Annotated in this window: 13 protein-coding genes and 1 tRNA gene; 9 read left to right on the plus strand and 5 right to left on the minus strand. The window is 37.6% G+C overall.

The window, feature by feature from the left end; all coding sequences use genetic code 11:
* The first annotated feature begins 685 nt into the window (after positions 1-685).
* From traN to AB3G38_RS03525, 6 genes are all read left to right on the plus strand, one after another.
* Positions 686-1432: a conjugative transposon protein TraN gene (traN, locus tag AB3G38_RS03500; RefSeq protein ID WP_367867110.1), complete on the plus strand. Its 747-nt coding sequence runs from the start codon at positions 686-688 to the stop codon at positions 1430-1432.
* A 41-nt stretch (positions 1433-1473) separates the two neighbouring features.
* Positions 1474-2340 carry a hypothetical protein gene (locus AB3G38_RS03505; RefSeq protein ID WP_367867111.1) on the plus strand — a complete coding sequence of 289 codons (867 nt, stop codon included), beginning with the start codon at positions 1474-1476 and terminating at the stop codon, positions 2338-2340.
* Positions 2341-2381: 41 nt separating this feature from the next.
* Entirely contained in the window at positions 2382-3524 is a 1143-nt protein-coding gene (locus AB3G38_RS03510; RefSeq protein ID WP_367867112.1) for a hypothetical protein, read from the plus strand.
* A gap of 19 nt (positions 3525-3543) precedes the next feature.
* Positions 3544-3852: a hypothetical protein gene (locus tag AB3G38_RS03515; RefSeq protein ID WP_367867113.1), complete on the plus strand. Its 309-nt coding sequence runs from the start codon at positions 3544-3546 to the stop codon at positions 3850-3852.
* Between the two features lie 89 nt (positions 3853-3941).
* Positions 3942-4100, plus strand: coding sequence for a hypothetical protein (locus AB3G38_RS03520; RefSeq protein ID WP_367867114.1), 159 nt, complete (start codon positions 3942-3944; stop codon positions 4098-4100).
* Positions 4084-5304 carry a recombinase family protein gene (locus AB3G38_RS03525; protein WP_367867115.1) on the plus strand — a complete coding sequence of 407 codons (1221 nt, stop codon included), beginning with the start codon at positions 4084-4086 and terminating at the stop codon, positions 5302-5304. Before AB3G38_RS03520 ends, AB3G38_RS03525 begins: the two co-directional genes overlap by 17 nt.
* A 291-nt stretch (positions 5305-5595) precedes the next feature.
* On the opposite strand, the gene AB3G38_RS03530 is transcribed toward AB3G38_RS03525, so the two are convergent.
* The 5 genes from AB3G38_RS03530 to AB3G38_RS03550 all read right to left on the minus strand — a co-directional run bounded on the left by AB3G38_RS03530 (position 5596) and on the right by AB3G38_RS03550 (position 9019).
* Positions 5596-5682, minus strand: a tRNA-Ser gene (locus tag AB3G38_RS03530).
* A 109-nt stretch (positions 5683-5791) separates the two neighbouring features.
* Positions 5792-6757, minus strand: a complete 966-nt coding sequence (locus AB3G38_RS03535; protein ID WP_367867116.1) for a YihY/virulence factor BrkB family protein — start codon at positions 6755-6757, stop codon at positions 5792-5794.
* Positions 6758-7165: an acyl-CoA thioesterase gene (locus AB3G38_RS03540; protein ID WP_367867117.1), complete on the minus strand. Its 408-nt coding sequence runs from the start codon at positions 7163-7165 to the stop codon at positions 6758-6760. It abuts the gene before it with no gap.
* A 4-nt stretch (positions 7166-7169) separates the two neighbouring features.
* Positions 7170-8225: an endolytic transglycosylase MltG gene (gene mltG, locus AB3G38_RS03545; RefSeq protein WP_367867118.1), complete on the minus strand. Its 1056-nt coding sequence runs from the start codon at positions 8223-8225 to the stop codon at positions 7170-7172.
* Between the two features lie 26 nt (positions 8226-8251).
* Complete coding sequence (locus AB3G38_RS03550; RefSeq protein ID WP_367867119.1) at positions 8252-9019, minus strand: PASTA domain-containing protein; 768 nt, start codon at positions 9017-9019, stop codon at positions 8252-8254.
* A gap of 197 nt (positions 9020-9216) precedes the next feature.
* On the opposite strand from AB3G38_RS03550, the gene AB3G38_RS03555 reads away from it, so the two are divergent.
* From AB3G38_RS03555 to AB3G38_RS03565, 3 genes are all read left to right on the plus strand, one after another.
* Positions 9217-10203, plus strand: coding sequence for a D-alanine--D-alanine ligase (locus AB3G38_RS03555; RefSeq protein ID WP_367867120.1), 987 nt, complete (start codon positions 9217-9219; stop codon positions 10201-10203).
* A gap of 10 nt (positions 10204-10213) precedes the next feature.
* Positions 10214-10828, plus strand: coding sequence for a Crp/Fnr family transcriptional regulator (locus tag AB3G38_RS03560; protein WP_367867121.1), 615 nt, complete (start codon positions 10214-10216; stop codon positions 10826-10828).
* Positions 10829-10953: 125 nt separating this feature from the next.
* Positions 10954-11298: a DUF983 domain-containing protein gene (locus tag AB3G38_RS03565; RefSeq protein ID WP_367867122.1), complete on the plus strand. Its 345-nt coding sequence runs from the start codon at positions 10954-10956 to the stop codon at positions 11296-11298.
* Positions 11299-11426 lie beyond the last annotated feature (128 nt).

Raw genomic sequence — 11426 nt, forward strand, 5'->3', positions numbered from 1 at the left:
CTTTTTACTAACTGCCATGCAAACTGCATGTTTAATTTGCTTTTCAAAAGGTTGTATCATCAGATAATGTAATACTAATATCGAAAGATTTTATTTCGAATAAAAGGGTCAAGTGGCTCAAATTCAGTTTTTTATATTTTTTTGATATTGTTTAAGGATAAGAGATATCAATTGATTATCTCTTATCCTTAGTAATAGTGGGAGTTTCGCCAAAACTGACCCCTTCATTCCGCAATTAAACTGACGCTTCATTCCGCTCCAAATTGACCTCCTCATTTCGGTGGAAAGTGACCCCTTTTAGCCTTTAGGCCGCTTTTTTTGATTATCAATTACTCTATTAATCTTGAAATTTTGAGGCTAAATAACGGCCTCTGGGCTTTGATGTGCCCCAATGGTAGGGTGTTAGTCCACATCGATAGTCGAATCGTTTATAACGGCTTATTTGTGGGGTTTGTGAAAATTGTGGTAGTACGGTCTATTTTAGAACATCTGGTTTGTTGCAAAAAGGCGGGTGAAGGGAAAATAGCCAGGTCTGAGCTGCTTTTTGTCGAGTGCCAGATCGGGTCGGCGAGAATTTATTATCTTTGGTAGTACCTAGTGGGGCGTTCGCTACCACGCTCGGCAGCTAATTCGGGGGTCAGTTTGACCCGGAACAGCTGGGGCACTTTCGCTGAAATACGCAAATATGCAGCCAAATTATGTTGCTGTAAATGAAAACATGGCTGTTAACTTAATTTTTCCTTTTCCTGTTAAACGGGCACAATGGGTAAGCACCGCAATCTCTGTTCAGCAGTTTAAGGGTGTTGACAATATATTACTCCTTAAAGCCAACAAGAAAGATTTTCCATTAACAAATGTATCAGTGGTTACTACAGATGGTCAGTTTTACTCCTTTGTAATTGGGTATTCGAATGAATTAATTGTAATCAATCATAAATATCAGGTTACATCTGGGAGGCCCATAATCACGTTTTCGGGTGAAAATAGCTTAAATGAAGCCAGCGTTCAAAAGAATTCAGAGAAGGTTTCCATAAGTAAGGGCGAATCTATTAAGATTAAGGAACGGAAGTATGGGCTCCAGTTTGGGCTTGATGGGATTTTTGTTCAGGGTAATCTAATGTATTATAAGCTGCACATTAAAAACACGACTAACGTCCAGTATGATATTGATCAGTTACGCTTCTTTGTAAGGGACGAAAAGAGATCAAAGCGCACTGCAATCCAGGAGCAGGAAATGATGCCATTATATATTAATAATTCTAATAAGACCATACAAGGGAACTCTGAACAGGATTACGTCTATGTAATTAAAAAATTGACTATTCCTGAGAAGAAATATTTAACGATTCAGCTAGTGGAGAAAGGAGGGGGCAGGCATTTGGAATTAAATGTTTCCAATAAAAAGATAATCCAAGCAAAATCGCTCCATTAAGTAGCACCTAAAATAATTTTTAACAATAAAACTAATTTATTATGGAAATCAATGTCAAAAATCAGGAGTACCTAAACAGTCAAGTATTTTATACAGGTTTTGGGGACACGCACAGGTTTGAAATTGGGGAAGGAATAGCCTCTTTAGGCCCTGAGAAAAATTCCTTTTCTGTTGCTCATAATGAGAAAATTAATGGTATCGATACTTTTACGACCCTGAATTTTATAAGGGGGAAAGGGGATTCTGATATGGTTTTCTTTAATTCATATGATATGGCTCTAATGGAGCCGGGAAAAGAGCCATTAACTCAAAATTTTAGAGTTCAGAACTGGCAGGCAATGGACTTAATCGTTAATGGTCAGAAGGTAATGATCGACGGGAAACCATTAGAGAAGAAAGTTAATAGTACAATTAGTAAAAAAGAAGCTTTTAACGCAATGCAGGGTAGATATCCGCTAAAAGAGTTTATTAAAGAACAAAATCAGTTGAAATCCCATTACAAGGCTCATATTAAAATCGATTTTAATGAGAAAGTTACGAATGGTGATTTTAAAATTGTAAAGCTGCCGGATTTTGATTTTGAAAGTAAGATAAATTCTATCCCTGTTAAAGATTTGGATAAAAATGACAACAGAAATGTTCTTGTTGAATCACTTGAAAAAGGTAACGTACAATCTGTCATCTTAATAGTCGGTGGGGAAGAGGTAAAACATTTTCTTGCATTAGATGCTGTGGCTAAAACTATAGCCATTTATGATTCTAATATGAATCGATTGGGTCATCATAATGCTGAAGAAGTTAAAACGGATAATAAAATTACCCATGAGGATTCAAAAAAAAACGCTAAACAGGTTGATCCTACTGCAAAAAAGATTAATAAAAGTAAGCGGAAAGGTAAAGGGATCTAAGCCAGATTTTAGTTTTATTAATTAATCAATAGTCTGTTAATATGAAAAATGAAAAGCCAATCAATCATGTGGAGGTTGAACAGGGGGAGTGGGATAAAAGAGAAGAGTGGTTTAAAGAAACATTTAAAAAGTATCCAAAAGCATTAGAAAGCAGAGCATTCCAATTAGAAAAACTCGAGTATTATGAATATGTACATGCTAAGTATATAAATTCTCCAGATCCGAACGACCGTCTCGCTGCGCGCTTCTTAGGTGAACAAAAAGTTAAATTAGAACGGGACATATATCCCAGCAGTACAGTTAGGTTTTTGAAAAAGGTTTTTGATGTGTTTTCTAAGCCCAAAGTGTTTTCGGCGCCAGTAACTTTATCAGAATCTTTTCCTGGTAATAATGAAGCTTCCCTTAAAGATGTTAAAAAGCAGCTTATTCAGGCTGGTTTAGGTAGCTGTATCAGTGAATTGGAAGAGCAGATAAAACAAGGTAAAGATGAGTTTTCTGTTTCTGCTACCATATACTTCAAACCGGGTGAAAAAACTAGTTACAAGGCTGAATTTAAAAAAGATGAAGAAGGTAATTTCCAATTTCTTGGATTTCAAATTACTTTGGATGGTAAGGAAGCTTTATCTCAACGCTATAAATGGGATGAAAATAAACCCTATACGGCTAAAAGTGCTTATAATCAATTAAATGGTAGAGCTGTTGCCCATACGTATTCTATTGATGGACAGAAACAATCAAGTATGAGTATGCTTGATTTTACAGACAAGGATGTATCCGGAAATTTCAGAATTAAAGAATTTCCTCTTGATTTTGATTATGCAGGGCAAATTTATGATCTTCCTTTGAAAGACAAGACCCGCACTCTTTTATCAAAACTAGAACATGGTATCCTGAACGGTAATCGGGAGCAGGTTACTTTTTTGAAAAATGGGGTAGAAGAGACTTTCTATATTGAAGCTAACCCAGGACAAAAGTCATTCACTATTTATAACGAGCATCATAAAAAAATCACTTTGAAGGATGCTGTTTCAATAAAAGCAACTGAAAGCGTGATTAAGGAAGAAATGGGGAGTAAGCAAACAGAATCGCCTAATGTTTCTTCGGATGCAAAGGCGAGCCATAAAGAGCCGACATTGAAGGTTGTGAGAAATGCAAAAAAGAAAACTAAGATGTCCGCTGGTTAGCGGACATCCATTAACTCTTATGATGGAAAATTTACAGCCATTATCTTCTTTCTTTGCTGCAATTAAAGCAGATCCACGCATAAGTATAACGCATATCGGGGTTTTTGCTGCGTTATTACAATATTGGAAAGAGCACGGATCTAATAATCCTATGTATGTATTTAGTCACGAAATTATGCAGATAGCAAAAATATCAGCAAGTGCGACTTATCTAAAGAGTATTAAAGATTTAAGCGATTTTGGCTATTTGAAGTATGAACCATCTTTTAAAAGGAATAAAGGAAGTAAGGTCTATTTAATTAATGGTTGTTTGAAAACTCCAGAGTAAAATTTATTTGAGTTAAGTAAAATAATTCGTGTTTTTTAAAATGTAGTTTAAAGCCTTTTTTAAGGCTTTATTTATTAAATAAGGGGTATGTGATGGAAGATGAGGTGGAATTCAATAAGCAAGAAAAAGACATAGAGGTAGGTTCTAACGAAGAAATTATAGATGAAAAAGAAAGGAAGTTAGTAGATTTAATAATTAAAATGATTGTAAAATTGACATTAAAAGAATTTTATGAAAAAGGCAATTAGATATTTACGTTTTAGCAATCTTGGCCAAAGTAATGGATCAATTGAAAGACAAAAGATATACACTGATCAGTGGCTAAAAAATCATGACGTTGAGCTTGTTGATAGCTTTATTGATAACGGAAAAACGGCAAAAAACTTTGATCGACCAGATTTTATAAAACTTCAGGAATTTGTGGTCAAGCATCATAAACGAGTAGATTATTTGGTAGTGGATCAGTTTGATAGATTTAGTCGGATTGCTGGTGAAGCACTTAGTATGGTAAAAGAGCTTCAAAAAAAATATGGTATTCAAATTGTAAGTGTAACCGAGGGTATTACATTTGATTATGATACACCGGGAAGCTTTTTTAGAGCAGGACTACAGCTGTTATTGGCAGAAGAAGATAATATCAACCGTAGTATAAAAGTTCGTGGCGGAATTTATACTGCTAAGACCGAAGGTCGATACTTATCAAGAGTAGCACCATTTGGATATAGGAAAGTGGGAGAGAATAAGGAACGTCAATTAGTTATTGATGAACAGGAGGCGAAGATAGTTATATTTATTTTTGATTCTTTCCTTAAAGATGTTCCACTCAAAAAAATCCAAGAATTGGCACGTCAGATGGGTTATGATCGTAAGGGGAATGTGGCTATGGCTAAAGTATTGTCAAACCCTGTTTATGCAGGTTTGATTTATGTTATTCCTTTTAAAGAATACCCTGGTGGATTATTTCCTGGCCTACATGAGCCATTAATTGATGACGTTACCTGGCGATTAGTTCAGAGTAAATTAAAGAAACCTATAGTTCATAAAACAATCATTGACGATTCATTACCATTGAGAGGGCTTTTAAAATGCCATTGTGGAAATCCACTTACTGGAGCACCATCAAGAGGGAAGCTTGGAAATTATTTTTATTACTATAAGTGCCGATTTTCCGGTCACAATAACATAAGTGCAATTAAATCACATGACCAACTGTTAGGTGCATGGGAATTAATGAGTCTTTCTAAAAATCAGATAAAAGAAATTCGTGTCGGTTCACAAAAATCCATTGAACATGAAATAGCTGTCAATGCTAAGACTGTTAACTCAAAAAAGCAATTACTTGAAGCAGAACAAGAAAAACTATTTGCATTAGAGGAAAAGTGGATAAGAAGTGATATCAGTAAAGAAACCTATGATCGGTGGCATTTATCTTATAATTCGGAATATAAATGATTTAAAGGCAGCTGTAGAAAGGCTCAGTCAAGATCACAATAAAGCCTTTAAAATTTTAAACAAGTACTTAGATCATCTTGGTAACATGGGTTATGTTTACACGCATTTAAACACTTTAGATAAGAGAGAACTTTTGAAGCTGGTGTTCGACAGTAACTTATACTATCAAAATGGGATTTATCGAACACCTACAATGATGGGGGTTTTTACTGGTAATTCGGTGTTAATGAAAGAGAAAGGATACCTTGTGTATGAACAAAAAAGGGGAGATCTTACGATCTCCCCTCACAGCGGAGAGTGGGGGATTCGAACCCGCGGACCCTTTGACAAGTCAACAGTTTTCAAGACTGCCGCAATCGACCACTCTGCCAACTCTCCGCGACAAAAGTACAAATACGGCTTGATTTTGCAAACAATGGTGTTGATTTTTTAACAATTAATTGATAACTGGTTAATGCTGAGGTAGAAAAAAATATTTAATACGCTTTTAACTGCCTTTTTTGAACAGATTAAAGGGTTGTTTGATGATTCTGACGCTGCGTTTTGTCAGATCCATGCTGGCATTCAGCTCAAATCCGATCAAAAGTATCAGAGAGTTGAGGTATAACCAGATCATAATTACAATTAGTGTACCGATAGAGCCGTATACTTTATTGTATGATCCAAAGTGGTTGATGTAAAATGAAAATCCCCAGATGGTTAAAAAGGCAAGAATGGTGGCAAGCCAGGAACCGGGGCTAAAGAATCTCCATTTCTTGGTGTTAGCGGGGCCGTACCGGTAAAGGATAGATATGGTCACGAAATACAGAATCCCAAGCAGTGCCCATCTGGATATGTCAATGATATAAGCGATAAAGTGTCCTTTAATGTGCAGGCCTTTATTGATGTAGTTGAGTGCAATTTCTCCAAGGGTCATCGCACCAATAGTAATAATCAGCGACACGGCAAGAACGAAGGTCAATACTAAAGCTATAAGCCGCTGTTTAAGCCATGTTCTGGTTTCTACGACTAGTGATGACTTGTTGAAGGCGTTCATCAGGCTGTGCATCCCATTGGTGGCAAAAAACACGGACAGTATAATACCGAAGGATAGTAATTTTCCGTTTTGTATTTTAATGATCTCTGATAGGGTAGCTTCAAAGGCTTTGTAGGCTTGTGCTGGAAGGATCAGTTGTAGTAAAACCATTAGCTGATCCTGAAAGCCTATTCGTTTAGGGATAAAAGGGATCAGTGTAAACAGGAAGATGATTCCTGGGAAAATCGCCAGCATAAAGGTATAGGCGAGCGATGATGCTTTGTTTACTAAAGAGTCTTTGCCGAGCTCCTTAAAAAAAAAGACAGCCACTGTGTAAAGTGGGATAGGGCTAAATCCTGGCAGTACATAAACTTTTGTCCAGTCTATAAACAAAGAATATAGCCTAATCCTTAAAAGTTGTCTGTGTACCCAATTCATTTATTCATAGTATGGTGCAATCCTTTCCAGAAAGTAATCTGGTGGGGGGCACGGTTTCTTCTTGACCATATCGAAGAATACTAAGGTAGTAGCTCCGATATTGATCAATTCTTCTTTTTCGTTAAATAATTCGTAATCAAATAACATGCGGATGCCCGGAAGCTCCTTCACGTAAGTTTTGATCGTAATCTCCTGGTCGTAAAGTGCTGGCTTGATAAATTTAGATTTAAGTTCCAGCAGTGGGAGCATGATCCCTGTTTCTTCCATTTTGCCATAGGTCATGCCCAGGCTGCGCAGCATTTCTACTCTTCCAACTTCATAGTATTGGGCATAGTTTCCGTTGTAAACATATCCCATCTGGTCGGTTTCACTGTATCTTACTCTGATCTTCGTGCTGTGCGTGTACATAGGCCTATTTGAAAATATTACGTTTGTCCAGAGCTGCTCTGTATGCTTTTGCGTTAATTTCGTGTTGTGCTTTGGTTTCTGCAAAGGCGTGGTAGCCTGAGAAATCTGCTTTAGCGCACATATAAATATAGTTATTGTGTTCGTGGTTTAATACCGCATCAATTGCATTGATACTTGGCATCATAATCGGGCCTGGAGGCAAACCTGCGTATTTATAAGTGTTATATTTTGATTCTACGCGTAATAATGGGCCTGTTACTCTTTTTACGGTAAAGTCACCGTTAGCGAAAATTACGGTTGGGTCTGCTTGTAATAAAATCCCTTTGTTTAAGCGGTTAAGGTATAATCCTGCAATAGATGGCATTTCTTTGTCATACAGTGCTTCTCCGTCAACTATAGAAGCAAGGATCGTAACTTGCTGAGGTGTCAGGTTTAGTGCAGCAGCTTTTTGCTTGCGTTCTGCTGTCCAGAATTTAGTATATTCCTTTTGCATTCTGTCAAAGAATTCTAAAGGAGTAGTATTCCAGTACATCTCATAAGTATTCGGGATGAACATGGTATAGCTGTTGTCAACTGTAAAGCCGTATTTTTCTACCAGTGCTGCTGAATCCAATATTTTGATAAAGGTTGCTGAGTCTGCTTCCAGGCTTTTAGCAAGGTAGGCTGCAAATTCTTCTTTTTTCCTGATGTTATGGAATTTCAGTTTTACGGGCTCCTGGTTACCGGCTTTGATCAGGTTGATCAGGCTGCGGTTATTCATGCCTTTGGCTAATTTATAGCGTCCTGGTTTTAAGCGTTGTACCAGATCCATCTTCGCTGCGGCCTGGCTGAAACTTCCAACGTCAAGCAACAGGTCTTTATTTTTGATTTCTTTATATAAGTCATCAATGGTAGAACCGGTTTTGATATACAGATAGGGTTCTTTGCCCGAAATGTTAGGGGCGAAGTATACTTTATATGTTTTCAGGCCATAAAATGCACCCACAGCAAGCAGGATTAAGATGGCGGCCCATATAAATTTAGTACTCTTTTTAATTTCTTTGGTTGTTTCAGTAGTCATAGAATTTGGAATTCTGATTTATGCGCTTATTGCTTGTTAGATAGGGTAATGTTTACCGGGGTTCCGATTTTAACTTTTGAAAGTGTATCTGAAAGCGCCGGGCTTTGTGCAGTAATAACGGCATTTGCAGTGTCGGTAATATTTCCTTCGTAAGTTATTGTGCCCAGTTTAAGGTTTGATCCTCTGAGTGAGAAGGCTGCTTCGTCTTTGGTGAAGCCTAAAAGTGTAGGGATTTCTACGTCTTCGTTTCCTCTGCCGTCTCCTAATAAAAGATCTATTTTAGATCCTTTAGGGATCACATCACCTGGTTTAATACTCGACCCGCCGAAGGAAACTTCCAGTACGACATCTCTGCTCACATCTGCTTTATAAACAGTGTCACCAACTTTTAAGCCAAAACTGGCAATAATTGCCTGTGCTTCGATAAAAGATTTGAATTGAATATCTGGAAATTTAACGTTCGGGGCCTGCGCGGTATTGATAGTGAGATAAATTGTTCTGTTGTCTTTTACAAATGTATTTGCTTCTGGATCCTGGTCAATTACAGTTCCGGGAGGCAAGTCCATAATATATACGGAGTCTACTTCGTAACGTAAACCTAAAGCTTCTAATTTTGATACGGCCTGGTTAAAAGCCATGCCTTTTACGGCTGGTACATTTAATCCCTGGCCATGTTTAGTATAATAACGCAGACTGAAGAAAGCAATGAACAAGAGTATTGCCACAGTGGCGATGGCAGCGATAAGGTTGTTTCTGAATGATTTAGTTTGTAAGTAGGAGATGAATTTTGCCATTTATTTATTTTGTGTGCCTGTTATTTGGCTCAAATTTAGACTAAAAATATATTTTATCGGAATTTAAATGAGATCTGAATAAACTATTTTAATATTTTTGACCCATATCTTATCGTTTAATTTGATTAATCAGGAATATCCGGAATGAAATCTGAAAGCATAAAGGCTTCATAACGGCTGTTAAAGAAATATATTTTATGAAAAAAGTAATAGCATTAATAACTGGTGGTACAACAGGTGAAAGGGTAATTTCTGTAAAAAGCGCCGCAACGATATCCCATAACCTGGATCCGGATAAGTTTGATGTTTACAAAATCATGCTGACGCAGCAGGGCTGGTTTTATGAGCCTGTAGATTCGGTAAGAATAGAGGTAGACCGCAATGATTTTTCGGTGCTTTACAATGGTAGAAAAATCACTTTTGACGGGGTGTTTATTGCGATTCACGGGGCTCCGGGAGAGGATGGTAAGTTGCAGGGGTATTTTGATATGCTGAATTTACCTTATACTACTTGTGATGCGCTGACTTCGGCTGTGACGATGAATAAAGGGTATACCAAGTCAATTGTACAGGATATTCCGAATTTATTTGTGGCTAAGTCTGCACAGATTTTTAAAAATACTCCTTATAATTTAGCTGATATTAAAAGTTCACTGACCTTACCTTATTTTGTGAAACCAAACAATGGTGGCAGCAGTATTGGAATGAGTAAAGTGAAAAATCAGTATGATTTGCAAACGGCTATTGATAAGGCTTTTAAAGAGGATGAACAAGTACTGATTGAAGAGTTTATTGAAGGACGCGAGTTTACGGTAGGTGTAGTAAAGTTAGATGGTAAAATTACTGTCCTGCCTGCTACTGAAGTAGAAACGGCTAAAGAGTTTTTTGATTTTGAGGCTAAATACACGCCGGGTGTTGCTGTGGAAACTACGCCGGCACCTATACGTCCGGAAACCCGTAAAAGGGTAGAGGAAATTGCTACAGCGGTTTATGCGAAACTGAATTGCAGAGGGGTAGTGAGAATTGACTTTATTTTACTGGGCGATGAGGGTGATTTCTACTTTATTGAGATCAATACGATTCCGGGGCAAACGGTAACGAGCTTTATTCCTCAGCAGGTAGCTGCGCATGGCATGAAGCTGAATGATTTCTACACGAAACTGATTAAAGAGACTATTGGTTAGGCGGTTATAAATGTATATTCAGTATTTAACAGTGCATCATTTCAAGACTACCCTTTATAAAAAAGGGGAAGTGATCTATGAGCCTGGACAGCATCCTAAATATGCCTACTTTATTAAAAGCGGGGAGGTCCGGATGGCAACGGTTAACCAGGATGGCAGGGAGTTTATACAGGGTGTTTTCAAGTCAAAGCAACTTTTTGGAGAACCTGCGGTGTTGCTGGACCGTCCGTATCTGGCTTATACAATTGCATCCCGGGATACGGAAGTTATTCAGCTGGACAGGCAGGCTTTTCTGAAAATGATCAAAGAAAACAGCGATTTTAGTATGGATTTGATCATGACGATGAGTAAAAGGTTATTTTACAAATCTATGATGCTGGAAGAACTGGCCAATGAACAGGCAGAACACCGCCTGTCTACGCTGATCAATTACCTGTGTCAGGATCTTGATGAGGGTGCTGTATTGAACATTACCAGGCAAACGCTGGCCGATATGAGTGGTTTGAGAGTGGAAACGGTAATCAGAACGATAAAAAAACTGGCGGCTGGCGGAGCGCTTAAACTAATTCGCGGAAAGATTGTTAAAACAGGATATGATGCAGATCATAAAATGGATATTTTATAATGGTTAGATTTGTCTGATTAATTATTACGATTAAAATTAACGTTATGGTCCCTATTACAAAATTAGAAGCTGTTATCCAATGTAAGTGTCCTCGTTGCAGACAGGGTAACATCTTTACTGGTAAAATGTATTCTTTTTCGTTCAAAGGACAGATCACTAATGAGTTTTGCCCGCATTGTAATCTGCGTTTCGAAAGAGAGCCTGGATTTTTCTATGTATCGATGTTTATTAGCTATGCTATGAATGTAGCAGAAATGATTAGTGCAAGTGTAGCTACTTATGTTTTTGGTTTAGCGCTTGTTTATGATAACCTGTGGTACTATGTGGGTATCCTGCTCTTAACAGTATTTATCTGTTCTCCGTTCAATTACCGCTACTCGAGGGTAATGCTTTTACATTGGTTAACGCCAGGGCTGGGTTATATTCCTGGCAGTGGTGATGAGCCTAAAAATGTCATTAAGCCTGCTTAATTTCCGGCAGCTGATGATAACAGCATATCATTAGTTCCTGTTATAAAAACATATCAACAGTTCCTGTGGTCTAAGCAGGGACTGTTAATTGTAAATATCCTTTTATCCTTTCCGGCATTACATATTTC

This window comes from Pedobacter sp. WC2423 (assembly GCF_040822065.1).
GTDB lineage: Bacteria > Bacteroidota > Bacteroidia > Sphingobacteriales > Sphingobacteriaceae > Pedobacter.